At 45.0% G+C, this 25,588-nt stretch carries 23 protein-coding genes and 1 pseudogene; 13 read left to right on the forward strand and 11 right to left on the reverse strand.

Annotated features, from left to right (window positions below):
• The first annotated feature begins 2 nt into the window (after window positions 1-2).
• The 4 genes from cysD to cysC all read left to right on the forward strand — a co-directional run bounded on the left by cysD (window position 3) and on the right by cysC (window position 4,847).
• Window positions 3-911 carry a sulfate adenylyltransferase subunit CysD gene (cysD, locus tag L5M71_RS06235; protein WP_028761749.1) on the forward strand — a complete coding sequence of 303 codons (909 nt, stop codon included), beginning with the start codon at window positions 3-5 and terminating at the stop codon, window positions 909-911.
• 83 nt (window positions 912-994) lie between these two features.
• A complete protein-coding gene (gene cysN, locus L5M71_RS06240; protein ID WP_263207232.1) occupies window positions 995-2,437 on the forward strand; it encodes a sulfate adenylyltransferase subunit CysN in 1,443 nt (480 codons plus the stop codon).
• Between the two features lie 3 nt (window positions 2,438-2,440).
• On the forward strand, window positions 2,441-4,165 hold the full coding sequence (locus tag L5M71_RS06245; RefSeq protein ID WP_173242986.1) for an SLC13 family permease: 1,725 nt from the start codon (window positions 2,441-2,443) through the stop codon (window positions 4,163-4,165).
• Window positions 4,166-4,229: 64 nt separating this feature from the next.
• A complete protein-coding gene (gene cysC, locus L5M71_RS06250; RefSeq protein ID WP_263207234.1) occupies window positions 4,230-4,847 on the forward strand; it encodes an adenylyl-sulfate kinase in 618 nt (205 codons plus the stop codon).
• Between the two features lie 254 nt (window positions 4,848-5,101).
• Here the strand turns inward: cysC and L5M71_RS06255 are convergent, their stop codons facing one another.
• The 4 genes from L5M71_RS06255 to L5M71_RS06270 form a co-directional block, all read right to left on the reverse strand.
• Window positions 5,102-7,000, reverse strand: coding sequence for a sensor histidine kinase (locus L5M71_RS06255; RefSeq protein ID WP_263207236.1), 1,899 nt, complete (start codon window positions 6,998-7,000; stop codon window positions 5,102-5,104).
• On the reverse strand, window positions 6,997-9,231 hold the full coding sequence (locus tag L5M71_RS06260; protein ID WP_263207238.1) for an EAL domain-containing protein: 2,235 nt from the start codon (window positions 9,229-9,231) through the stop codon (window positions 6,997-6,999). Before L5M71_RS06260 ends, L5M71_RS06255 begins: the two co-directional genes overlap by 4 nt.
• Before the next feature lie 141 nt (window positions 9,232-9,372).
• On the reverse strand, window positions 9,373-10,212 hold the full coding sequence (locus L5M71_RS06265) for a TIGR03899 family protein (protein WP_028761753.1): 840 nt from the start codon (window positions 10,210-10,212) through the stop codon (window positions 9,373-9,375).
• A 144-nt stretch (window positions 10,213-10,356) separates the two neighbouring features.
• Window positions 10,357-11,565 carry an MFS transporter gene (locus L5M71_RS06270; RefSeq protein ID WP_113939002.1) on the reverse strand — a complete coding sequence of 403 codons (1,209 nt, stop codon included), beginning with the start codon at window positions 11,563-11,565 and terminating at the stop codon, window positions 10,357-10,359.
• A 476-nt stretch (window positions 11,566-12,041) separates the two neighbouring features.
• Between L5M71_RS06270 and hemG the strand changes: the two genes are divergently transcribed.
• Both hemG and L5M71_RS06280 read left to right on the forward strand, forming a co-directional pair.
• Complete coding sequence (gene hemG, locus L5M71_RS06275; RefSeq protein ID WP_028761755.1) at window positions 12,042-12,563, forward strand: menaquinone-dependent protoporphyrinogen IX dehydrogenase; 522 nt, start codon at window positions 12,042-12,044, stop codon at window positions 12,561-12,563.
• Between the two features lie 107 nt (window positions 12,564-12,670).
• A complete protein-coding gene (locus tag L5M71_RS06280) occupies window positions 12,671-13,195 on the forward strand; it encodes a cytochrome b/b6 domain-containing protein (RefSeq protein ID WP_263207325.1) in 525 nt (174 codons plus the stop codon).
• A gap of 110 nt (window positions 13,196-13,305) precedes the next feature.
• On the opposite strand, the gene L5M71_RS06285 is transcribed toward L5M71_RS06280, so the two are convergent.
• The 3 genes from L5M71_RS06285 to nfsB form a co-directional block, all read right to left on the reverse strand.
• Window positions 13,306-14,061 carry a DsbA family protein gene (locus L5M71_RS06285; protein WP_105251591.1) on the reverse strand — a complete coding sequence of 252 codons (756 nt, stop codon included), beginning with the start codon at window positions 14,059-14,061 and terminating at the stop codon, window positions 13,306-13,308.
• A 312-nt stretch (window positions 14,062-14,373) separates the two neighbouring features.
• A complete protein-coding gene (locus tag L5M71_RS06290) occupies window positions 14,374-15,018 on the reverse strand; it encodes a DNA-J related domain-containing protein (protein WP_131524261.1) in 645 nt (214 codons plus the stop codon).
• A 334-nt stretch (window positions 15,019-15,352) separates the two neighbouring features.
• Window positions 15,353-16,006: an oxygen-insensitive NAD(P)H nitroreductase gene (gene nfsB / locus L5M71_RS06295; RefSeq protein ID WP_263207241.1), complete on the reverse strand. Its 654-nt coding sequence runs from the start codon at window positions 16,004-16,006 to the stop codon at window positions 15,353-15,355.
• A gap of 208 nt (window positions 16,007-16,214) precedes the next feature.
• Between nfsB and L5M71_RS23115 the strand changes: the two are divergent.
• Together L5M71_RS23115 and L5M71_RS06300 are read left to right on the forward strand one after the other, a co-directional pair.
• Window positions 16,215-16,310 (forward strand): annotated as a pseudogene (locus L5M71_RS23115) (transposase); the annotation flags it as partial.
• Between the two features lie 55 nt (window positions 16,311-16,365).
• Window positions 16,366-17,436: a hypothetical protein gene (locus L5M71_RS06300; RefSeq protein WP_263196162.1), complete on the forward strand. Its 1,071-nt coding sequence runs from the start codon at window positions 16,366-16,368 to the stop codon at window positions 17,434-17,436.
• A 546-nt stretch (window positions 17,437-17,982) separates the two neighbouring features.
• Here the strand turns inward: L5M71_RS06300 and L5M71_RS06305 are convergent.
• Genes L5M71_RS06305 through L5M71_RS06315 form a run of 3 tightly spaced genes read right to left on the reverse strand, consistent with a single transcriptional unit; the run spans window position 17,983 to window position 20,123 of the window.
• On the reverse strand, window positions 17,983-18,708 hold the full coding sequence (locus tag L5M71_RS06305) for an amino acid ABC transporter ATP-binding protein (protein ID WP_106649618.1): 726 nt from the start codon (window positions 18,706-18,708) through the stop codon (window positions 17,983-17,985).
• Complete coding sequence (locus L5M71_RS06310; protein ID WP_006085903.1) at window positions 18,701-19,381, reverse strand: amino acid ABC transporter permease; 681 nt, start codon at window positions 19,379-19,381, stop codon at window positions 18,701-18,703. Before L5M71_RS06310 ends, L5M71_RS06305 begins: the two co-directional genes overlap by 8 nt.
• 7 nt (window positions 19,382-19,388) lie before the next feature.
• A complete protein-coding gene (locus L5M71_RS06315; RefSeq protein WP_263207243.1) occupies window positions 19,389-20,123 on the reverse strand; it encodes a basic amino acid ABC transporter substrate-binding protein in 735 nt (244 codons plus the stop codon).
• Window positions 20,124-20,556: 433 nt separating this feature from the next.
• Here L5M71_RS06315 and L5M71_RS06320 point away from each other — a divergent pair, with 433 nt between their 5' ends.
• Window positions 20,557-21,375, forward strand: a complete 819-nt coding sequence (locus L5M71_RS06320) for a hypothetical protein (RefSeq protein WP_263207245.1) — start codon at window positions 20,557-20,559, stop codon at window positions 21,373-21,375.
• A gap of 8 nt (window positions 21,376-21,383) precedes the next feature.
• On the opposite strand, the gene L5M71_RS06325 is transcribed toward L5M71_RS06320, so the two are convergent.
• Window positions 21,384-22,274: a LysR family transcriptional regulator gene (locus L5M71_RS06325; RefSeq protein ID WP_263207247.1), complete on the reverse strand. Its 891-nt coding sequence runs from the start codon at window positions 22,272-22,274 to the stop codon at window positions 21,384-21,386.
• A 122-nt stretch (window positions 22,275-22,396) separates the two neighbouring features.
• On the opposite strand from L5M71_RS06325, the gene L5M71_RS06330 reads away from it, so the two are divergent.
• From L5M71_RS06330 to pbpG, 4 genes are all read left to right on the forward strand, one after another.
• The gene (locus L5M71_RS06330; protein WP_028761649.1) at window positions 22,397-22,831 is read left to right on the forward strand and encodes a CidA/LrgA family protein; all 435 of its coding nucleotides are present in this window, start codon (window positions 22,397-22,399) and stop codon (window positions 22,829-22,831) included.
• A gap of 2 nt (window positions 22,832-22,833) precedes the next feature.
• On the forward strand, window positions 22,834-23,553 hold the full coding sequence (locus L5M71_RS06335; RefSeq protein ID WP_263207327.1) for an LrgB family protein: 720 nt from the start codon (window positions 22,834-22,836) through the stop codon (window positions 23,551-23,553).
• Between the two features lie 175 nt (window positions 23,554-23,728).
• The gene (locus L5M71_RS06340; protein WP_198571830.1) at window positions 23,729-24,220 is read left to right on the forward strand and encodes a GNAT family N-acetyltransferase; all 492 of its coding nucleotides are present in this window, start codon (window positions 23,729-23,731) and stop codon (window positions 24,218-24,220) included.
• A gap of 396 nt (window positions 24,221-24,616) precedes the next feature.
• Window positions 24,617-25,585 carry a D-alanyl-D-alanine endopeptidase gene (gene pbpG, locus L5M71_RS06345; RefSeq protein WP_105251600.1) on the forward strand — a complete coding sequence of 323 codons (969 nt, stop codon included), beginning with the start codon at window positions 24,617-24,619 and terminating at the stop codon, window positions 25,583-25,585.
• Window positions 25,586-25,588: the final 3 nt, after the last annotated feature.

Here is a 25,588-nt window from a genome sequence, read left to right on the forward strand (position 1 = left end):
GTATGGCCGGGCGTGAACTAAGCCACTTACAACAACTGGAAGCTGAGAGCATCCAGATCATTCGTGAAGTTGCAGCCGAATTCGATAATCCTGTGATGTTGTATTCCATCGGGAAAGATTCTTCCGTTATGTTGCACTTAGCGCGTAAAGCCTTTTATCCAGGCAAGATCCCATTCCCGCTACTGCATGTCGACACTGGGTGGAAATTCAAAGAGATGATCGCGTTCCGTGATGCGCAGGCAAAGAAATTTGGCTTCGAGTTACTGACGCACATTAACCCAGAAGGGTTGGCGCAGGGAATTAACCCCTTCGACCATGGCAGTGCGAAACACACTGACATCATGAAAACCCAAGGTTTAAAGCAAGCACTTAACCAATATGGTTTCGATGCGGCTTTCGGTGGGGCTCGCCGCGATGAAGAAAAATCCCGCGCCAAAGAGCGCGTGTATTCCTTCCGCGACCGTCACCACAGATGGGACCCTAAAAATCAACGTCCAGAATTATGGCGCACCTATAACGGCGCAGTGAACAAGGGCGAAAGTATTCGCGTGTTTCCATTATCTAACTGGACTGAGCTGGATATTTGGCAATATATTTATCAAGAAAACATTGAGTTAGTGCCTTTGTACTTTGCTGCTAAACGTAAAGTGGTTGAGCGCGGTGGTCAGTTAATCATGGCCGATGACGAGCGGATGAAGTTAGCCGAGGGCGAGCAGATTAAAGAAGCAGTGGTGCGTTTTAGAACCTTAGGTTGCTACCCACTCACGGCCGCCATGTATTCTGAGGCCGACAGTCTAGAAAAGATTATTGAAGAAATGCTGTTAACCCGTTCGAGCGAACGTCAGGGCCGATTGATCGACTCAGATCAAAGTGCCTCTATGGAGCAGAAGAAGCGTCAAGGCTACTTCTAATCTCTACAGGGTTAACCCTATTTCGCGAAAGTGGCGCAAGTAAAGCGCGACCTTCAGCCAAGCAGATCAAGAGTGAGAATAAGATGGACAAAGCGGTCAATAAAACCAATCTCATGGCGGCAGAAATTACCCTCCATGGTGTGAAAGAATATCTAGCCCTGCAGCAACACAAAGGCTTACTGCGTTTTTTAACCTGTGGCAGTGTTGACGATGGTAAAAGTACCTTAATCGGCCGTCTGTTACACGACAGCGCCCAGATCTATGAAGATCAATTAGCGAGCCTAAAGAGCGACAGCGCTAAGATGGGCACCACAGGTGAAGCCATTGACTTAGCCTTGCTGGTGGATGGTCTGCAAGCCGAGCGCGAGCAGGGCATCACTATCGATGTGGCTTATCGTTATTTTTCAAGTGATAAGCGCAAGTTCATCATCGCCGATACGCCAGGGCATGAGCAGTACACTCGCAACATGGCAACGGGTGCATCGACCTGTGATTTAGCGGTGATTTTAGTCGATGCCCGCTACGGCGTGCAGACTCAGACTAAGCGTCATGCGTTTATCGCGTCATTACTGGGTATTCGTCACTTTGTTGTGGCCGTGAATAAGATGGATTTGCTTGTGTTTGACGAGCAAGTATTCAACCGTATTCGTGCCGATTTTACGGATTTCGTTAAAGATTTCGGCAACCTCGATATCCACTTTGTGCCGTTATCGGCGCTTAATGGTGACAACGTGGTTGAGCGCAGCACTCAAAGCGACTGGTATCAAGGCGGTACACTGCTTGAACTGCTAGAAACCATTGATACTCAACGTGAACTCAGCTCATTGCCAGTGCGTTTTCCTGTGCAATATGTGTCGCGTCCTCACTTAGATTTTCGCGGTTTTGCAGGCACTTTAGCCTCTGGTATTATCAATGTTGGTGACGAGTTAGTCGCTTTGCCATCGGGCAAACGCAGCAAGGTTGAACGTATTGTGACCTTCGATGGTGACATACAAGAAGCGGTTGCTGGCCAAGCTGTGACGATCACGCTGGAAGATGAAATTGATATTTCCCGTGGCGATTTACTGGCAAGACCGGATTCTGCACCTGCCGTCGCTAACGTGATCAGTGCTGATATCGTGTGGATGGATGAAAAGCCATTACAACTCGGTCAGTTATACGACATCAAAGTGGCCGGTAAGAAGACGCAAGCTTCTGTGACTGCTATCGATTATGTGGTTGACGTTAACACCTTAGCGCGCAGTGCGACAGATACGCTTGGGCTAAACGCGATTGCGCGTGTGACCTTAGAATTGACCGAAGACATAGTGTTTGATGCATATTCGTTAGTGCGTGATACGGGCGGAATGATCTTAATCGACCGCCTGAGTAATGCGACGGTTGCCGCAGTGATGGTGGTGTCGGGTCAACATGTTAACAAGCAAACAGCATCACAATTTAGTGCCTTTGAAGTCGAGTTTAATGCCTTAGTGCGTAAACACTTCCCCCATTGGCAAGCGATAGATATCACTAAGCTTGGAGCTTAATTTGTGAGTGACTTGTGGCTATTAGCGATTATTTTGATAGGGCTTGTGGCTGGCTTAATTAGCGGCCGTATCAATCCAGCGGTATTGTTTTTATTTGCATTTTTGCTCTGTTATTTGCTTGGCATGGTTGCGCTCGATACCGCATTAACAAGCTTTACCAATATTGGCTTAGTCACGCTGGTCCTGTTGGTGTTGGCCGCGACAGCATTAGAAAAAACGTCCCTGCTGGGAAAGTTAAGTCAAGTTATAGGCAATAGTTCTTTGCCTATGACAATGGCAAAGCTCGGTTTTTCGACGGCTTTACTGTCGTCATTTACCAATAACACTGCAGTTGTGGCATCACTGATTGGTGTTGTGCGCCGCAATCAAGCACACGCGCCAGCTAAGTTATTATTGCCGTTAAATTATGCGGCAATTTTAGGTGGCACACTGACCCTGATTGGTACCTCGACCAACTTGATTGTGAACTCCTTTGTAGAAAACGCCGGCTTACCCGCCTTAGGCTTCTTCGAGTTTACGCCAGTTGCAGTGGTGATCGTCGTCGCGGGCATCTTGTTACTGACCTTGCTGGCGAACATTCTGCCCGACAGACGGGAAGAATCAGGTGAAGAAGCGCTGCCATATTTGCTCGAAGCCCATGTGGCGAAAGGTTCGTCCTTGGTCGGTCGCAGTGTGGTGGATAATAAACTTAGGGCGCTGAAAAAGTTATATCTAGTTGAGTTAGAGCGCAGCGGCATTTGTATTTGCCCTGTGCCGCCCCAGTTAGTGTTGCAAGCGGACGACGTGCTGCGCTTTAGTGGCGCGGTGGAATCGGTTGAGTTATTGCACCAATTCGATGGTTTAGATTGGTTTGGTAAGCATCAAGCCAAGGGACAAAATTTAGTTGAAGCCGTACTTGCACCGTCATCCAGTTTAGTGGGCAGTTCGTTGAAAGCATCACGTTTTCGTGAGCAATTTGATGCGGCTGTGATGGCCATTCGCCGCGGAAATCATCCGCTGAAGGGCGGACTCGGTGACATTATTCTGCAACCCGGTGATGTGTTGTTATTGACGCCCGGCGATGGTTTTAGCAATAGCGCAAAGCTGAGTTCAGAGTTTGCGGCGATTAGCGGTTTAGATTTGAATGTGCGTCTAGACAGTCGTCGTGGTCGTTGGGTATTGCTGGGCTTTGCGGCAACGATCATCCTGAGTGTCACTGGCATATTACCCTTGGCTAAGGGTTTAGTGATATTGCTGCTCAGTTATTTTGCCATAGGCGCAGTCACGCTGGCTGAGCTTAAACGCCGTTTCCCATTGGAATTAGTGGTGATCGTGGGGAGTGCATTAGGGCTTGCCAACTTGATGATGAGTACAGGCCTTGCGAACAGTTTAGCCCAAGGATTACTCTCAGTTATTAACGGTTATGGGGTATTTGGCGCTTTTGTCGGCGTGTATTTAATGACCTTATTGCTGACTGAACTGGTGACCAATAACGCAGCGGCGGCGCTGGCGTTCCCTATCGCTTACGCGATTGCGCTTAATTACGGTGTCGATGCAAGGCCCTTTATTATGGCCGTTGTCTTTGGTGCCAGCGCGAGCTTTATTTCACCCTACGGCTATCAGACCAATTTGATGGTATTTAATGCGGGTAATTATCGCTTCAGTGACTTTGTCCGCCTTGGATTGCCGTTATCTGTGCTGTATTCCCTGATAGTGATATTTATGGTGCCGATCATCTTTCCATTTTAGTGATTAGCTTGAGTTTATTGCCCTTATGTTAGCGGTTAGTCAACATGGGGATTGAGGAGTTTTTATGACAAATATCGTGTGGCATCAACATCCTGTAGACCAAGCCGCCAGAGCCGAGCAGAAAGGCCAAAACCCAGTACTACTTTGGTTTACCGGACTTTCTGGCGCGGGCAAGTCAACACTGGCGGGTGCATTAGAGCGGGCGTTATTTGAGGCGGGATTCCACACTTATTTGCTCGATGGTGATAATGTGCGCCATGGCCTGTGTAAAGATTTAGGGTTTACGGTTGAAGACCGTGATGAGAACCTGCGTCGTGTGGGCGAAGTGGCTAAATTGATGGTCGATGCGGGGCTTGTGGTGTTATCAGCCTTTATCTCCCCGACCCGTGAGGAGCGCGATAGCATTCGTGCCCGTTTCCCTGCCAGTCAGTTCATTGAAGTGCACGTGTCGACGCCATTAAGTGTGTGCGAGCAGCGTGATCCTAAGGGGTTATATGTGAAAGCACGCAGTGGTGAAATCAGTAATTTCACTGGTATTTCATCACCCTATGAAGCGCCAGTAGCGGCCGAATTAACCATAGATACCAGCAAAGGCGATTTAGCGACTCAAGTGCGCGCCTTAATCGATTATCTAACGGCAATCAATGTTATCAATGCCGATAAGGCTAAAGCGCTCGCCTAGTGTTATGACTAGTTATGCCTAGCCATATTAAATCATGCCTTAGCAAGTGATTGAATGGTCATAAAAAACAGGAGCCTTGGGCTCCTGTTTTGTTTTGGGCACAATGCGTCCGCTATGTTTAATGCTGATATTCAAGCAATATGGTTTAAGCGCCGCGTTCAAACAGAATAGTTCAAGCATCATGGTTAGACATCAAGTTTTAGCATCATATTCGGCCAGCATACTGGCCATCTATCGCCGTTGCGTATAAGCGGTTAATTCAGGTTCAGCTCGGCGGCTTCTGGGGCTGTTACTGGGATTGTTAGACTAAAAACGCTGCCTTTACCTAACATACTGCTGACCGTAATTTTCCCGCCAAGAAGTTGGCTGACGAGTTGATAAGTTAAGTGTAACCCCAGCCCAGTTCCGCCATTTCCCCTGCGAGTGGTAAAGAAGGGGTCGAAGATTTGTTTCATCGTTTCCGCGCTCATCCCTATGCCATTGTCTGAGACTGTGATTTCGACTATTTGATCTTCTATCATCTTTGCCGAGATTTTTATCTGGCCATTTCCCCTTCCTTCGAAAGCATGGGTTATCGCATTAGTGACGAAGTTTTCAAGGGATTGTCCGAGTGCGCCTGGGTAGCTGTTCATTTCGATATTGGCATCAATGTCGATTTCGAGCTCATGGGATTGCTTCTTCATCCGTAGCCATGAGGTATGTAGCATGTCCTGAACGAGACTTGTGAGCTTAAAACTACGGCGTTCTTCCCTTGTTCTATCCACGGCTAAGCGTTTGAAGCTACTGACTAAGGTTGCGGCTCTGCTTAAATTGGCTTGCACTATCTCCGCGCCTTCATGGAAGTGAATAAAGTAAGTATCGACATCAGATCGCTTAAGACCCGATTCGAAGGCGTTTTGTAGCTTAGTGCATTCATTTTTCATGCTCGATAACGTGACCTGTGCAGCGCCGACAGGGGTATTGAGTTCATGGGCGACGCCCGCCACCATCATGCCTAAGGATGAGAGTTTTCCCGTCTCGATGAGTTGTTGCTGAGTGTCGTGTAAGTGCTGTAACGATTCGGCTAACGCGGCATTGGATTGGGTGAGTTTTTGCTGTTGCTCGGTTAACTCTTGATTCAATTTGTCCCGTTCTCGCATGGACTTTGCAGCGCGCCAACAGATCCCACCGCCGAGTAACAGCAATAAAATCCCAAGACTGAGCGCTTCCAGCAGGCTGCGTTGATTAATCTTTGATAGTTGATCATTGGGAACCCGTATCACGAGTTTCCAATCTTGGTCAGAAGTGTTGGTCGCATCTTGTACATTTTCATAATCCCAGAGCCCTTCGGGGGTGATAAAGGCACCTTCGCTATCTTGGGTAATCTGTTGCCAAGCATCGGGATTGAGCTTAGCTAAGGTTAATTCCGGGCGATTAAACATAAATGCCCAGGTGAGTTCTGGATTGGATGAGAGTAGCCAGTAACCCTCTTTATTCAGCAGTGAAAGCTCGACATTGTTGTTAGCCGTAATTTTGGCAATGGCGTCTAACATGGATTGGGCGAGGAAATTGAGGACAATAAAGCCTTGGCGCTCGCCCGAAGGTAAAAACACGGGAGTGGTGACTCTTAATACGGGCTTGATTGGGTTTTCTATTTCTCCCTTTTCGACATTCAAATCTAAGGGCGAAAAGTAAAAACTATTAGGGGCTAAGCTTAAACTCTGGATGGCGTAATATCGCTTAGCCTTCAATTGCAATAATGGTTTAGCAACTATGTGTGGGAGATTCTGGACAAGATTGACTCTGACTTTTTCTAGGGCGTTATTATCGAGCCAACGTACCTGATCGTAGTTTTGTGATGCGGCACTAAAGCTTTCGAAGAAATGTTCGACCTGAGTGAGATCTTGCTCATTTCCCGCCGCCGCATCGAGGAGTGTTTGATATTTAGCAAGAAATAGGGCGTCGCGCTTAATATTACCAATATGGTAGGCAATGGTTTTAGCGGCATCACCTAAAAGGGTGTTCGCCTCTTGGTATAAGGGCACCATGGCATCTTCATGGCGCTTTTGATAAAGCAAAGTGGTGAGTATGGGCACCAACAATAACCACGGCAGCATGAATCTGAGCCAGTAGCCCCAGAAGGTAGGCTGAGTCAATTGCAATGGCGCTGTCATAGTGGTGTTTTTTGGTAGTTTTTAAGCCAAATTAATAACTCCGGTAGTGGCATTGGCTTAGCATAAAAGTAGCCTTGGGCATCGTGACAGCCGCGGTCGCTTAGCCATTTCGCTTGCTCTTTAGTCTCGACGCCTTCGGCAATCACATTCATGTGGAAGCGCTGTCCTAACAAGATAATGCTATCGACTATCGCAGCGGCGCCATCATCTGAGGTGACATTGTCGATAAAGGATTTATCAATCTTAATGCGGTCGAAGGTCAGTTTGCTGAGATAGGCTAATGAGGAAAATCCGGTACCAAAATCGTCAATCGCGACTCTAATATCTATCGAGCGTAAGTCATTTAACTGCTTGCGGATGGTTTCGAAATTTTGCATCGCAATCGATTCAGTGACTTCGACTTCTATCTGACCTGGAGGCATGTTAGCGTCGGCAATGTGCTGCTTTAAAATATCAACGATGTTTTCCTGCTCGAACTGCATGGCCGATAAGTTCACTCCCATACACAAATTGGTATAACCCGCCTCATTGAGTGCGCAGAGTGCTTGGCAAGATTGCACGAATAGTTGCTCACCGAGTTGGGTGATCAAACCTGTCGCTTCGGCAATGGGGATAAAATCCAACGGCGGCACATTTTGATCATTTGGCAAGGTCCAGCGAGCCAGCGCTTCAACCCCGACGACTTCACCCGTTTTAATACAGACTTGCGGTTGCAGTGCAATATGGATGTCATTACAGGTAATACTGTGTTGTAGCGATTGTAAGAGTTCGAAGTGATAGGCCACATTATCGTCATTGGCTTGTTGGTAAGTCACATGTTGTCTAATACCTAATTTTTTGGCGGTTTTCAGGGCCATGTTGACTTGTGTTATGGCATCAACCGCAGTGCCATCGGCTAACTCTAGTGGCAGTGTGACAGTGCTGATATTGACCGTGATCTTCGATTTTCCCTGTTGATAGGGTTGAATAAACAGTCGACTAATAATGTCAGCGGTGACTAAGGTTTTAGGGCCGAGCACGGCAAATTTATCATCCTTGAGGCGAGCGACTAACACACAAGCATCAAAGTGTTCGCGCAAACAACAGGCGACGTGTTTGAGCATCTCGTTACCTTGGGGCGAACCAAATACACGATTAAAGTCGGAAAACTTATCAATATCAATAATCAATAAATTAAATTTTTCGCGAATATCTTCCGCCAGCACGCCTTCTAAGGTGCGGAGCAACACGTTGAGATTAGGGATTTTGACGAGCGGATCTTCAAAAGCAATCTTATCTAGTTGGCTCATGAGCGACACGCTATGCAGGCCGCCACAAATATTCATGCTAAACACACGGATCATTTCAGTTTCCGTGATATCCAGTGGTCTGCCTGTGGCTAAATAAACGGAGTAATCGGCGCCTGCGAGTTCGTCGGGGAAGAAGAGGCAAGTAAAGTCATTTTCGATACGGGATTCCCTGCGGCTCAGGCAAAGTTCAAGTTGTGCACGGATATGTTGCTGCTCAAGCTGCTGTAAAGCATAGCCAAAATAAGGTTCAAACTCGCCCGATGCGGCAATGATTTGGTGGGAAATACCCTGTTCAGTTAATTCCCCCATTGATTTCACGCACACAATGCCACCATGGGGCAGGTTTAATAGCTGGGATAATTGTCGCAGCATCTTGCCTGAGAGTTCTTTGATATTGCGTGAGGTGTAGAGCGCGCCGCTGGACTCGGCAATCAGTTGCAAACCACGCTTAGCATTGGCAATACTGCTAATTTGTTGATATGAGCGCAGGTTAGTCGTGAGAATAGTTTGCAGTCTATCGGCCGATAACTCGGATTTAGTCCAATAGTCGTTGATATCGTAATCCCGCATTACATCGAAAATAGGGGCCATACCGGGCTGACCTGTAAGCAGTATAATGCGGATTTTTTCGTTACCGAGCACTTCCCGAATGGCACGGACTAACCGCAGCCCAGCATCTTCGGTTTCCATCACCACATCGACTAAGGCGATCGCAAAATCATTTTCCTTCGTTAACACTTGGCAGGCTTCTGCATAGCTAAAGGCTTGGGCCAGCTCAATTTTACAATCTAATACTTTGAGGGTTGATAACGCGAAGGCGGTCGAACGTTGGAAGTTTGAGTCATCGTCCACCGTGAGTATTTTGACTGTTTTTTGATTTTCGAGGTGTTGTGGTGACGGTTGTTCGTCTAAAAAAAAGACATCTTGTTCTTGACTAATCATTCTCTCCATCCTTGAGATGCCATTCGCATCCTTATTCACTCAGCAAATAAAACGAGCATTTTTTATACATAGAGTATTTGCGACAGATGGAGTTTATTCAAGCAAATATTTTATTAGTCAATAATATAAGCGATTAAGTCGCTACTCGATCTTAAAATCCTTAGCGAACAAGAGTTGCAGGGCCTTGAGGTATTCTTGATCCGGCTTAGGTTGCACGAGTTGGGCCAGTTCATCACCAATCGGCGTTAAGCGATAATAGCTAAAAAGCAGATTGCCGCTCTTAGGCGTGAGCTTCATTTGTATGCCTTGCAGGGCAAATTGAATCGGTGTTTTATTGTTGAGTAAGCCGGTTTCGAACTCGCTGCTGTGCAGTATTCCCGCATCGACTAAGGTCAAAATACTGGAATAAGGTAGCCCAAACTGGGATAGGCCTAAATTGACTGAGGTGGTTTTACGGAAATACTGGCCAATCCCACCTGACAAGCGGTAGCCACTGATGAGTTTTAGGCGCTGCTCGTTATTTACTTTCGCCGCCATGCCAAGGGCTTTTTCAAGAATTTGTGCTTCCCTGTGAGTCAGTTGCTTGAGCAGCGCTAGGGTACGTAGACTGAAGTTTCCCGGATTGACTATCTCGCTCGACAATATCCGAGCCCACAAATCTTGCATCTTACGGTTATGGATTTGTTCCGCCATCAAGAAAAATTGATGGCTCCAATCGGGATCAAGATCGACCCCAGTGACATCTGAGTGGGTATAACTGAGGGCTAAGGCAAAAATGGTTTCCACATTGGCCTGATATTCGCTCGATAACTTGCGTGCTCTATGTTGAGCTCGCTCGGCTATTGAGGCGTTCGCAGGGCGATATTCTTGCTCACTGGCGAGCCCTAATTGGCGACCGAGTAGCAGGGCTTTTTTGCGAGCGGATACCTCGGATGCTGACTCGCCTTCTTCTGCCAACAGTAAAATATCTGAATCCTTCATCGCGTTATTAATCCTTGAGCCTGCACTGTGGTTGAGGTGAGGGTTTAGTGAACTCTTACATTCGGTTGTAGCTTACTTTAGATGATCATCTCTTTAGTTTGAGCATCTCGTTAAGCCAATTCTTTGGTTCGTTATTATGCCGTTTTATTTAACGACTTTAGCGATTGATTTCGCACTTTTAGTTGGCCAAGACCATAAGGTTTCATTACCCGGTTCAGGATGGCGCGGAACATTCAGCGCTAGCAGTAACGAACATACGGCAAAGCCCGCCCCTATGTAAAATACAAAGGCGGGATCGGTTAACCATAATAAGCCCAAAAGTACAGGAATAATCACAGCCGCTATGTGGTTTATGGTGAAACTGACTGACATAGTGGCGGCAATGTCTTTGCTGTCGGCGATTTTTTGAAAATAGGTTTTCATCGCAATTGCCATCGCAAACAGTAAATGATCGATGACGTAGAGTGCTGCCGCCATATGGGCTTGTTCGACTAGGGCATAGCTGATAAAGACTAAGATGAGTCCAATATATTCCACAGTAAGCGCATTACGCTCACCAATACGTCCAATCAAACGACCAATAGCAGGCGCAAACAGTAGATTAACGGCATAGTTGATTAAGAACAGCGCAGTGATTTCACTGACGCTATAACCAAACTTCTCAACCATCATAAAGCCCGCAAATACCATAAAGATTTGCCGCCTCGCACCTGAAAAAAAGGTGAGCAGGTAATAGAGCCAATAGCGTTTACGCAGTATGATTTTTTTGTGTTGTATTTCCGTTGTCTCAAACTTGGGGTAATACCATGTTATGGTTAGCACAATGATGAGACCTAATACGCCTATAATCAAATACATATGCAGGTAGTCCAGCTTCAACCAAGTCATTACTAGCCAAATGCTGGCATAACCGACTAAAGCGGCCGCCGAACGCCACGCCAGTGCTTTCCCCATAAATCCAGCCGCGTCTTTTTTATCGACCCATTGCAGCGTTAGCGATTGGTTGATGGTTTCAAAATAGTGAAACCCGACAGACATCAACACAGTCGTTAGATACAGGCCTATGACCTGAGGAAAGAAACCTGTTACCGCTACGCCGATACATAAAATGGCGAGCGAGAGCAGGGCGAAGGCTTGTTCTCGAATGAGCAGCAGCACAAAAATTGCCGTAAAAGCCAAGAAGCCGGGGATTTCGCGCAGGCTTTGTAACATGCCGATTTCAGCACCAGTGAATTGGGCTTTCTCAATCACGAAGTTGTTGAGCAATGCCTGCCAAACGGCAAACACGAGCGACATAACAAAGGTCATCCACAGCAAGAGTGCTTTAGGATCTTTTGCTTGAATAGCTTTCATGGATAAGGGACTCAGGCGATAAGTGTTCAAATGCTAATGCTTTTTTCTTAGGTTGGCTATATAAGGTGTGACTTATCCCTTTCAATTTTGTAACAATGTTTAGGCGAATTAACTCCCTAGGTTACAAAGACGCTAAAGCGAGAATATACCTAAGGCGTTATTTTTGTGAGGCAGTTAAAACTACCGCATATACTTGGGGTGTTTGGCGCTAAGCCCGTGATCTATTTCATGTAAATTGGCGGGTAAATCACCTAGTATGAAATATCATAATTGTCATTTTACTTTTGCATACCAAGTTAAATTCCACTGGAATGCCAATGACTCTGGGTGTCCATTGCTACTTTTAGCGCATTTAGTCTGAGCGTTGTGATGTCATTTGATATGCCAAACGGGCATAGAGAGTCGAAATTAAGTCGCCTACACCGTCTTTTCTAGGGCGCTTATTGTTATTTTGCTTGGGATTAATCGAGGCTAAATTGAAAAGAATTCTTATCATTTACTCTAGTGTTCACGGCCAGACCCAAAAGATTGCTAAAAAGCTCGCACAGCAGTTAATGGCTTTGGGTAATGAAGTGGTTACTGCCGATATCAAGGCCGCTCCAGTGCTCACTGAGTTCGACAAAATCATCATAGGCGCCAGTATTCGCCATGGTAAACATAACCCAAGTTTGTACGAGTTTATTGAAAAGCATCAAGCCGTATTGACGGATAAGGTCAGTGGTTTTTTCTCTGTCAGCTTAGTGGCACGTAAACCCGAGAAAAACACCCCAGAGACCAATCCTTACATGCAGGCATTTTTAAGTAAAACCACTTGGCGGCCACAATTGCTGCGCGTTTTTGGGGGTAACTTGAATTACCAAGGCTATAACGCTTTAGATAGAAATATTATCCGTTTCATCATGTGGTTAACGAAAGGACCTACGGACCCTGTTACCAATGTTGAATACACGGATTGGCAGAAAGTGACTGAGTTTGGTGAGCAGATCCACAGCGCTTAAGCTTGATATCAAATTTCGGTGCTTCATTTAGCCCTATTCTATTCGCGCCCTTAAAGCTGTGTGCATGCCTTAGTCACAAGGGCAAAGGAGCATTAAATATGATCAGTATGATGACTAAACTTCGCTCCTTATGCCGAGTCATTATGGCGCAACTGCATGTGTGGATTGTCGTGTCGACTATCTTACTCGTGTGTTCCAGTCCGTGGATTTTTATGGGCCGACGGATACCCGATAACGCCAGTTTTTGGGATTATTTGCATGTATATTTAGGTTTAGCGTGTACTGTGCTTGGGATTCTTTTCTTACTCAGCAATATCTTGCGTGGCAAGTGGCACCAATACTTTGGCTGGTTGGCGGGCGATTGGGCACAGTTAAAGCAAGATATTGTTGGACTTGCTAAAGGCAAATTCCCCGTCGCTGGTGGCAAAGGGCTGTTTAGTGCCATAGAAGGCATCGGCATGCTGTTGCTGGTGGCTACAGGGGTTACGGGCCTAGTTTGGTTTATCGTTCAAGGGACGCCAACAGCACTGGCATGGCGTGGTTATCATCAAGTCTTTGCGCAGGCTTTTATTGGTTTCTTGATCCTACATCTCGTCTTGGCTGCGAGCCATATTCTTGATTTTATTCGGTAATAAAGTTCAGAACTCATATTGAGCGCTTATAACAATCACTTGGATTGAACGTGCATAAAAATGGCCTCCTAATTTGGAGGCCATTTTTTTATTCCAACGATTGTTTTGAATTAGCTAAGACGTTGCTGACGGGTCACACCAATTGCGGCAGCGAAGACTAGAAATAACCAGCCTAGACTGCCACCCGATGAGGTTTTAGCGGGGGCGGCATCTTTCTCAACAGCAAGGTAGTTAATTAACCCAATTAACTCATCTAAGGTTTTGATGCTGTTTAAATTTACCGCATATTTATCGTTCACGATAAAGGCGGGTACGCTGTCGATTTTGAATTCATTCTGTTGGGTGCGCCACAGGGAAAGCTTTTCATTAGTGCTTTTGCTATCGGCTAATTCATCGTATTTAGCAGCATCGACACCAAATTGGGCGAAGACTTTTTTGATGTCATCACGGCTGTTAATTTGCGGCTCGTGCTGATGGCCAGGTGCACTATGATCGTGGCCGTTTGCGCCCTCTGCACCTTGGATTGCGGTAAACATTGCATGGGTTAAGGCGTCTTTGTTATCAACGCTTTGGATCACGGCTAATGAACGCATCACTTCGGTGCCAATGTCGCTATTCATAAAGTCGACATGCTTATTGTCGAAACTTATCTGTTTGTTGAGGTTTGCCTTGATATCAGGCAAATAGTTGGTTTCCATATTGAAGCAGTTATGGCAATAAAATGAATAGAATTCAGTGAGTTTTGGTTCGCTGCTAGGCGCTTTGGTCGAGATTTGAGTGTAATGTGTGCCTTCAACAAAATTGGCGGCAAAGGTGCTCAATGGTGCAATCGCTAAGGTTACAGCCAAGGCTAATTGTTTAATCATAGTTTCCTCAAATTCGGTGGGATTGGATTCACAATGTCAGTCGTTGTTATCGTTGACATTCAACGGTCAACATAAGAGATAGAGTGAGCTTCAACCTAGGAGTTAAGCTAGCCAAAATGCCAGCGTTGACACATAGGTTCAGGTTAAATGGAAAGGCTTAATTATGACTGAATTGGCATAAAGCTAGTAGGCTAAATCTGTGATCTCAATGGAAGTTTTACCTTAGATTTGGCAGGACTGTAGGCAGGATCGCATCGCTAAGTCGGTGCATGTTGATTAAAGCCCAGTTCTGCATCATCACTGACTCAATTCTTACGCAATATCCCTAAGCGACTGCCAAGCTTCGCACACCTCGCGAAAACGCGCCGCATCGCCATCGGGCCTGTCTGGGTGCCATTTGAGCGCTAAACGACGCCATTGCTTGCGGATATCTCGGGCGGTAGCACTCTCGTCTAATTCGAAAACTCGCAGCGCGTTACCTTTGTTCATCAGATTGATATTTAAGCCAATATAGCTCTTATAATTGCTCCAGAATGCCTCAAGTAATTCTCGTACTACGTTTTCGCTAGTGTCGTAGTTATTCCAATCAAGGTAATACTCACGCAGGGAAGTATCTTGCATTATCAGCAGGTTAACGTTAGATGGTACTAAGCGGAAGATTTGAATTTCCATGGCTTTGACTTGTAGCCATTGCTTGGGCAGTAATATTTCCTGCAGTTCAAACAGGGCGTTCATCAGTAGGAAGTTACGTTTGAATAAATCGTTACCCGGATTTTCATCAAGCTGGTGGATCAGCCCTTGGGTTTGTAATTCAGTGGCTAAGTGATGGATTTTCCAACTTTGATTTGAAGCTTGTAAAACCGTAAGCAACGGCCAAATCAGTGGGTTATCGCCTTTAGTGTTTGCAACTCGAATCGATTGAGATTCTTCAGTGAGTGAGGGTTTGGCAAATAACATACTGACTGTCCCATCCTAAATTGTGAGTGTTACCAATGCGCCGATAAAACCGCTGGGCTGCAACAAAGATGACTCGAAAGGCGACGATAAATGATCATTCACTAAGTTGAGCCGCAAACTATGCCACAGAGCCAAAGTGTAGGCAAAGATGAATTTTAGAGCAATACCGTGATGGTTTACTCCTACTTTAGATGGTTTCTCGGCGTAAATAAGCCGTTAACAGCAGTGAGGTTTTAGGGGACGGCAGTTAAGAGAGGGCTAGTTTTAGACATGATGCCCTTGTTTATATCACATAAAATCAAGGGCATGCTTATTTTTTACATAGAGTGAAGGACTAGATTTCGGTGAAGATCACTTCTTGATCTAAGCGAGACTTAGGTAATTTAGCGTTGAAATCATTTTCTGAGTGATAACCTAATGCAACAACCACGCAGGCACATAGACTTTGCTCTCTTAAGCCTAGGACTTGATTCATTTTAGTGGCATCAAAACCTTCGATCGGACACGCATCAATATCTAATACACTTGCACCGAGCATTAAAGTGCCAAGCGCTAAGTAGACTTGTTTTTCCATCCAATGCTGGGCATCTTTCAGCTCAAATTTATGCATATTCGCGAAGAAAGAACGGCCATTATGTTGGCCTTGCTTGGCTTCTTCATTAGCAAAACGGCCATCCTTCGCTTCTTGCTCGAGTACTTGCAGTAAGTGTGCTTCATCTAATTGAGCACGAGCACAGAGTACGAGTACATGGGAAGCATCGAGAATTTTTTGGGTATTAAACGCATAGTTTTCGGTCGCTTGGGCAACTAACGCTTTACCTTCCGCCGTACTCGCTAACACAAAATGCCAAGGCTGTGAGTTAGTCGATGATGGGCTGTACTGCAATAAGGTTTTGATTTCTGATATTTTATCCGCAGGAATCGTCTTAGTTGGATCAAAGGCCTTAGTGGTGTAGCGCTTTTTGGCGAAGAAACTTAAATCACTCATGTAACGGCTCCAAATCATTAAGGAATACAAATTCAATGGCAGCATTTTAAGCAGGTTTAAGTAAAAAACAATGTGATCAAGGCAGGTATTAGTTTCAAAAAATTTTTGAAACTGGCTTTAGAGTAAGTGATGAGAATGATTGAAACACAAAGAAGCTTAATTGAAGTGCTAGATAGGGATTCTGTGAATTCGTTGCTAAGTTACTGACAATATTAACCATGACAATTGGCTTAAGCTCACTACAGAGTTTGGTAAATTATTTCATGGCCCCGTGGGTACGCAGCAAAGCTGCACCGGTTATTGAGACGTTAGTTACTCTTGAGGTAATTCTATACATGGTTGACTTTAAGGAATAAAAGTTGGAAAAATTTGAAATAATTGAGCTCGCTTGTGATGTATTTTCAACAATATCTGGTGATTTAAACGAGGGGATATACAAAGATTTGAACGGTAATTTATCTGTAAAATGGAGCACTAAAAGGTCTTTTTATGCTTGTGCTTCTGTCAGGTCCTCTGTAGAAGAACCGCCTCTGCATCATATAGAGCTGACTTATGATACCGCTACATTGCTTTATCGTGATATTGAAGACTATTACGAATATATTAAATTTGGTGCTGATAACGATAAATTTGATATCTGGTTTGAAGGCTTTGATTATCCCAAATCCCTATCATCTGAATCGCAGAAAGAACATTGCTGCAAAAATATGTTTATCAGTGGCCTAACGTGGATCTTCTTTCATGAGCTAGGTCATTTGGTTCAAGAACATGGATATATAAGAAAATTATATGATTGTAGTGGAAGTACAGATGTTATTGATTGCTCTTCCTACGACAATGAAAAATATAATAGTACCAAAGGAAAATCATCGGCGGTTTCTCACGCTACTGAGATGGCTGCTGATTATTTTGCAACTATATCAGTACTCAGCGCTTTATTGCGTCACTTTGAAAGCGACGAACTCGAAAATGAAATAAAGACCTTCTCATCGGCTTTAGCTTTGGTCCTTTACAGATTTCATGGTATTAAATCATATTCAAGCACCGAAATACCCGAAGGTAGTCACCCTCCACCTTTGATTAGGCTTGAAAATACAATGCCTCTTTTTTTTGAATTTTACTCTACTCAAGAGTTGCTGAAATCGAATGGTTCAAATATGAGTCGTCTCGATCTTATAAACATTACTTCTTGGTCTTCATTTTCTGTAGGGATTTTCTGGCTGAGGAAAAATATGCAGTCTGGAGTGCCTGAAGATTTCTTCCTTTCAGGGAGCCTTCAAAGGCCCGGTATGAAAAAATATCATCGAGTCATCATAGATATCTGGGATGAAATTAAACCCAAGATAGATCAGGTGAAAAGGTTAGATAATCCTTTCGCTGAATTAAGGTTCAGTGATGAATATAGGGAGATACTTCAGGAAGGTTGTTGAAATTTCTTTCTGCAATGCAACTAACAAAGCGTTGACAACCGTTCGCGTTGTTCATTGGGACCTAAAAAGCTACGCTTTTTCGGCTCTTTAACTCAGCGTTAAACCCATAGAAATTTTAATTCGAAACTGACGAGTTAGAGCAAAGAGCCTATCACGTTTCTGTCCCAAAGCGTGCTGCGTAAGGCTTTTAAATCTACAGATTACGCTAATGCCAAAAGGTGAGCCATGGTGATTAGCGAGACGACCGTCCGCCCCATGGACGGGGCGGTCGAGCATCCACGGATGGACTGGCTGCGAGTCGATGAGCGAATGCCATGGCAAACCTCTAAGTCGGGGCCTATGCATTCAGTTCTCAACAGCTTAAGTTATAAGTCACTCCATCTTACTATTCGTGCACATTTTCCAATGCACTTTTATCCCAAAGCGCTTTATGTATCTCTTTCAAATCTACTGGTTACGTTAGTACTAAAAAGGCAAGCCAGAGAGTTATGCAAGATGGCAATCCGCCCCTATCCCCAATGATGAATTTAACTGAATCCGCTTCAGCTAGCGTAATACTTTGCTTAAAAACGCTTGGGTACGGGCTTCTTTTGGATGGGTAAATAGCTCATCGGGTGGGCTCGATTCGACCACATAGCCGCCATCCATAAAGATCACCCGATCGGACACATCGCGGGCAAAGCCCATTTCGTGGGTGACGATCACCATGGTCATGCCCTTTAACGCTAAGTCTTTCATCACGTCTAATACATCACCGACCATTTCGGGATCGAGTGCCGATGTTGGCTCATCGAACAGCATCAAGTCTGGTTCCATGGCCAATGCGCGGGCAATGGCGACCCTTTGCTTTTGGCCGCCCGATAAACTGGCCGGATAGGCATTGGCTTTGTCACTTAAGCCAACCTGTGCCAGTAGGTCGAGGGCTTTGGTCTCGGCTTGAGCGGGCGTCATCAGTTTTAGACTAATGGGCGCTAAGGTGATGTTTTGGATGACAGTTTTATGGGGGAACAGGTTAAAGTTTTGAAACACCATGCCCACTTTTTGCCGCAGTTTATCTACGCAGGCGTTTGGCGCTGTGATCAATTGACCTTCAATCTCGATATCGCCTTGGCTTGGCTGTTCTAACAGATTAATACAACGCAAAAAGGTACTCTTGCCACTGCCACTTGGGCCGATCACACTCACCACTTCACCCTGACGAATATGCTCGCTAATGCCCTTGAGCACTTGGTTATCGCCGAAGTTTTTATGCAGGTTGGTTATTTTAATCACTTTGTTTCAACCTCTTTTCAAATTTCGACAGCACAAATGTGAAGCTGTAGGTCAGGAATAGGTAAATAAGGGCGCAGGTAAATAAGGGCACACTATCCTCGAAGGTGCGGCTACGGATGATTTCACCGGCGCGCATAAGGTCAACGCCACCGATAAAGCCAATGACGGCGGTTTCCTTGAGGAGCACGATAAATTCATTACCAAGTGCGGGCAGAATATTCTTAATCGCCTGGGGCAGAATAATCGATTTCATGGTCATTGCTTGGGACAAGCCAAGTGAACGGGCCGCTTCGGTTTGACCTTTATCAACGGCTTGAATCCCTGCGCGGATTATCTCAGAAATATACGCGCCGCTATTGAGACCAAAAGCGATAATGGCGGCAGTGATCTTATCGACATCTAAGGCTGAAAGCACGATGAAGTAAAGGATCACTAATTGCACAACTACTGGGGTGCCACGGATCACACCGACATAAAGATTGGCGGGGAAGCGGATATACCACTTAGACGACATCTTCATAAAGGTGGTGCCAATGCCTAACACTGCGCCTAATAACATGGCGAAGAAAGTGACGATTAATGTCACCTTCAAACCATTTAATATCAGCAGTATGCCTATCATGCCGTCTTCACCAATCGGGCTAAACAGCGAGGTATTAATTGCGTCTATCATGCTGATATCACTTTATATGGGCAGAAACGAGCGTCTGATATTGGCCGTTGGCTTTCATGTTAGCCAGTGTTTTATTGATGCTCGCCAGCAGTTCTGGTTGCTTTTTTGATACGGCAAAGCCATAAAACTCAGCAGGAAAATCCAGTTTGATCATCTTTAATTCAGGATTTTTAGCCAGATAGTTAGCGGCAGGTTCGCTGTCGAATAACACTAAATCTACCTTGGCATTTTTAAGCTCCATGATGGCTTCGAAACCCGTATTAAAGGCGGTGATATTTTGGGTATATTTTTTCGACATAATGTCAGCGGTTGTGCCTAACTGCACCGCAAAGTGTTTGCCTTTAATATCTTCAAGTGTATGAATGCTATCGTTATCTTTGTTGACGAGTACGACTTGAGTCGCTTCGTAGTAAGGCTCTGAGAAGTTTACGTTTGCTTGACGTTCAGCGGTTATCGTCATACCTGAGGCGATAAAATCAATCTTGCCTGAGTTGAGTGCGACGATCAGTGAATCGAACTTCATGTTTTCGACTTTGAGTGTCTTGCCCGCGTCTTTAGCGATTTGCTTGGCCAGATCGATATCAAAGCCTTTAATTTCATCGCCACTTTGGCCGCCAACATATTCAAAAGGAGGGAAGGCGGCATTGGTGCCAACGACTAACACGTCATCGCTTTTTCCGCATCCAGCTAACAACAAGGTGGCAGTTAAGGTCAGGCCGCCTAATAACATGGACTTTTTCATTTAAGACTCTCTTGTTCGATTTCACTATCAGTGTGGCGACTATAGGCAGATGAGCATTAAGTGTCAATAATTATGCTGTTAATTTGATTAAAAATTCATTTCTATTTTGCAGTTTTCAGTCGCAAGATTGAGGGGCGCTGCTTTCCTGTACAAATTTGTGTGTAAGTTGTTTTTTCTGGGTTGAATTATTGTGCTTTGGTCTATAACTATTGTTACTGTTAGGTTTTTGGCTATCTATACTTCTGTGGTGTTTATTAGCGGCTTCTCAATGAGAGTGTCATAATTTGAACTATCGGCTATTATTCTTTGATTAAATTGGCTAGTTTAGCCGCTCTTTAACGGCAACCTTAGTTGGTGTTATTCCTATTTTATGCAGTTTAATCCTCTGGCTGATTTGATTATCAAGCTAGAAACGATGTTTCAGGAGTCAAAAGTGAACTATCTCAACTCAGCATTAGTGTGCTTAGCCCTGTGCTTATCGAGTGCACTGCAGGCCGAAGAGCAAACTCAGTGGCATTACAGCTTAGGCAGCCATGATTTTGTGGTCGAGGATTCTCACACCTTAGGGGTAAATGCGAGTCTATTGTTAGAACATAAAACCCAAAGCGATATTTTGCTGACGGCGGCGCTGGATGCCTATATAGACGTAGATGTCGATAAACTCGACCCTGACCACATCCCTGTGTGGTTTAAGTCTGCCTATGCCGCGAGCGGTGAACTTTATCGTGTTAATCCCGCGTTTTCATTTGGTTGGCAGTTCGATTTACAGGGAAAGCGTAATACCGTTAGCTCGGTTGAGAAACAAGCTAAGGTATTTCCTGGGCTGACAGCTAACTTTGATGGGCAAGCATTACAGGCCCAGTTCAAGGCGGGGGCGGGTTATTATTATCTCGAAATCGATGATGATGTGCCTAGAACTCGAGGTTACGATCGTGGCGATTTTGGCAATGGTACGTTTGCTTATACTTTTATGGGAAGTGTAGGGGCTAATGTGACGCCTAAGCTACATATACAGGTTGCCGCACAAACCTGGCAAGACGAAGACCAATGGTTAGAGAATCAATATCGCTTTGAACTGAGTTACCAAACCGATTTTTGGCGGCCTAATAGCGTGTTAATGCTGAGCGCTGAGCACACGCAATACAATTTAGACCATTATGCCAAAGTCGATGTTAACTCGGCTGAGTATTTGCCTATTCTGCCATGGGATAGCGATACGCTAGTGCGTTTAAGCTTAGTGGTTCCTTGGTAAGAATAGGGTTATTTATGGGTTAAGTGCTTCTCGACTAAGGCGATCATGGCTTGAGCCGCGAAGGATAAAACTTGGTCTTTGCGCCAAAAGAGCGATAGCTCCCAGCGCAGCTCGTCACTCGCCAGCGGGATATTTACGACGCCGGGCACGCTGTAGCGCCGCGCGATGGAGCACGGCAATACCATCACCCCTGTGCCCGCGGCGACTAAGGCAATACCGAAATCGGCTTGGCTAACGCGGGTAATGTTTTTAGGGACAAATCCGGCGTGTCGGCAGGCATTGAGCACTAATTGATAGAGAGTGTATTCGGTTTCGAACATCACCTGAGGGTCGGCACTGAGATCGCTAAACGATAATATCTGTCGGGTGGATAACGGATTTTCCTTAGGCAGCACTACTACCATAGGATCGTTAAACACGCGTATGCCGTCATAACCCTCATCAAAATCAATAATCCCAGTGGCCAGTTCAATTTCGCCCTTTTGGATTGCCGCGGTTTGCTCTACACCGCCACGGACGAGTAAGTGCATCTCTATCTGCGGATATTGCTGGCGATATTTGGCAATAATCGGGGCAAAAATTTCGGCACTCCCTAGAGGAGCCAATCCGAGATTGAGTTCGCCCGCGGTTAAACTGCGTTGGGCCGTGAGTTCAGCGAGCATGCGTTGTCGGCCAGCGAGTAACTCTTTGCCATGTCGATAAACAACTTCGCCCGCGGGCGTGAGTTTGACTTGGGTGCCGCGTTTACCGCGTTCGAGTAAGATGAGGTCTAGCTCCTCTTCCAATTGGCGTACGGCTTTTGATAACGCAGGTTGGGTGAGATGGACTTTTTCGCTGGCTTTACCAAAGCCTCCGGCATCGACGATTTCGATAAAATAGCGGATAACTTTGAGGTCCATTAAGGTTCACCTTTAAATGTATTCTTAAAATTCATGCATTACATTCTTAATATTCATTTTTTTTATCAAATAGGCAAGCCTAGAATAGTCCTATAGAAAACTTTGTTCTAACCGAGAAAATCATGTCATTCCCACAAGCCGCAATACGTCAGTGTCGACATTGGGCTTTGTTATTAAGCCAAATCGGCCTCTTCTGTTTACTGTCCTTCGCATGTCACTGGTTCGCCACTTGGGCACATTCTCCTATTCCAGGGAGTGTGATTGGCTTAGGCATACTCTTATTTTTATTAGGTTTTAAACTCATTCCTGAAAATGCCGTACAACTGGGCGCCGCTTGGTTGATTGGTGAGTTATTGCTGTTTTTCATCCCGCCAGTGATATCCGTTATTAAGTACGAAGGTTTGTTTGAGCAATACGGCACCAATATATTATTCACTTTAGTGATGGGCAGTGTGTGTGTGATGTTTGGTACAGGCTTTGTGGTCGATAGAGTGTTTCGTTTTGAGCGCCAACTGAACATCAAAAAGCAAGCCCGTCGCCACGCTAAGGCGGCTTAATGATGACAGACTCAAAAGTGGTGGATTTTGTGTTGTCGCAGACCGGATTAGCCCTATTCAGCTTGCTGCTGACGGTATTTTGTTACTTCGGCGCCAAGCGTCTCTATAAGTACCATAGAGTCTGGTGGTTAGCGCCCATAGTGTTAGCGCCAATAGTGATTACTTTATTGGTGTTTAATCTTAAAATCCCGCTGCCAACCTATTTTGAATACACCCATTGGTTAATGGCCATGTTAGCGCCCGCGACTATCGCCTTTGCTTTGCCGATTTATCGTGAGCGTAACTTGATCCGCCAGTATCCGCTGACGATAGGGTTAGGTGTAACGGCCGGATTGTTTCTGGGGATGATGTCTTCTTGGCTGTTGGTGAAGTTTGTGCCCTTGCCGGTGGAATTGTCTAAGAGTTTGCTGGTACGTTCGGTGTCGACGCCCTTCGCGATGGAGGCGACCAGTGCCTTTGGCGGCGTGCCTGAGTTGACGGCCATGATGGTGTTAATTACAGGCGTCATTGGCATCTTGGTGTGCGAGCCACTATTTAAATTTATGCGTATTCGTACTTCGTTAGGTAAAGGTGTTGCTCTAGGCGCATCTGCCCATGGTGCAGGCGCCGCAAAAGCCAATGAAATCGGCAAGCAAGAGGGCGTTATCGCCAGTTTGACTATGATTTTTATTGGTATCGCTATGGTGTTAGGCGCACCCGTTTTTGCATTGATTTTTATCTAGGCTTTGAATGCTATCGTGTGAGTTTTATGGCTTGAATTTACACACCTCAATTTCGGCAAATTTGCCTCTTCGAGCGCTAACTCCTTCTCGGTTATGCGCTTTTTTTTTGAGCTTACCTTCATAAAATGTGGCATGCTGTACCAAGTTGAAATACATAGTATTAATGGTGATACCTATGTCTAGTAAGTCAGATAAACAGCCAAACACGCAATACAGCGTGAGTTTACGCCCGATTATTGAAAGTGATCTTGAAGCTATTTTTGTGCATCAAAGCGATCCCATTGCTAACCAGCTTGCTCAATTTCCTCCTCGGGATCGAGAAGCATTTTTTAAACATTGGCATCAAAATATTCTGGGACAAGTAAATGTATTGCCAAGGGCGATAGTGGTCGATGGCAAGTTTGTGGGCAATATTGGGCATTGGCAAAGTGATGGACAAGCGCTTATAGGGTATTGGATTGACCGTGAATATTGGGGCAAAGGTATCGCGACACAGACCTTAGCGCAATTTTTGCCTTTAGTCAGTTTAAGACCCCTCTTTGCCCATGTGGCTAAACATAATTTAGCTTCACAGCGAGTGCTGCTCAGACACGGTTTTGTGCTGACAGACCAACTGATACAAGAGTGTGAAGATACTGAAGCTTTACTCGAATTTGTCTTACGCTAGCGGATAAGATGCTATAACGCGACATTTTAGGGCGTATGTTAACGCTTTCATTCGCCTAAAATGACGTATTTAGATGCTTGAAACCACTGTTGTACAGGGACTTTTGTTAAAAGTGCAAAAAGTCGCCCATTATTTTCATTTCAAATTATTCTACTGAAAAAAGCCTCTTCCTAAGATTTTGTCTCTACTGTAATTGAAAAGCCTAGATCTAGATGCTTTATTGCTCTGGATTGGTGACAGGTTAAGCTGGTTTTATATAAAAAAATTGAGAAGAAAGTGCTGATCTTACTGATAAAAGTCTAATTGCATTCTATTTCTTTCATTGTAGAACTCCTATACTTAGCCAAAACCTGTGCCATAGCACAATCGATCCCTTATCTATTCAGTGAAATCTATATGAAGATCCGTTTTCTGCTCAGTAGTTTTATTCTTGCGTGCAGCAGTCTCACCGTTGCCACGACAGCGCATTCAGCCGATTCGGCCTCTGTCGCATATAAAAGCACCAAAACTCAATCGACAGCAAAAACGAAGCAAGCACCATTAAAGCAAGAAATTGCAGGACGTAGTGCGATAGTCGTGGACTTAAAAACCAATGAAGTGCTTTATTCCAATAATCCTAATGCAGTAATGTCAATTGCATCTGTCACTAAGTTGATGACAGCTATGGTGGTGCTGGATGCAAAGTTACCTATGGAGCAAAAGCTTGCGGTAAACATCCGTGATACCAAAGAAATGAAAGGTGTTTATTCTCGAGTTCGTATCGGCAGTGAAATCAGCCGTAAAGAAATGTTATTGCTAACCTTAATGTCATCAGAAAACCGTGCAGCTGCAAGTCTTGCACATCATTATCCCGGTGGTCATAAAGCTTTTATTAAGGCGATGAATGCCAAAGCAAAAGCGCTGGGAATGAAAAATACCCGCTATGTTGAACCTACAGGTTTATCCTATAAAAACGTTTCGAGTGCCAGTGATCTGATTGTATTACTCAAGGCCAGTGAAAAGTATCCTATGCTAGGCCAGCTGAGTTCGACCGAGAAGAAGACGGTTACCTTTGCCAACCCAAGATACAGTTTAGATTTTCGTAATACCAATCGTTTGGTTTATAAAGATAACTGGGATATTCATCTAACCAAAACAGGCTTTACGAATGCAGCAGGGCACTGCCTTGTGATGCGTACTGAAATGGCAAAACGCCAAGTGGCATTTGTCGTGCTCGATGCTTACGGCAAATATACTCATATTGCGGATGCTAACCGTTTACGTAACTGGCTAGAGACTGGCAAAGTCACTCCTATTCCTGCTGAAGCTAAGCAATACAAGAAACAACGTAGCCAGCAGCAATTAGCTAAGTTGAGTGAGACCTAGTTT

Source organism: Shewanella sp. SW1, assembly GCF_025653545.1.
GTDB classification, from domain to species: domain Bacteria; phylum Pseudomonadota; class Gammaproteobacteria; order Enterobacterales; family Shewanellaceae; genus Shewanella; species Shewanella oncorhynchi.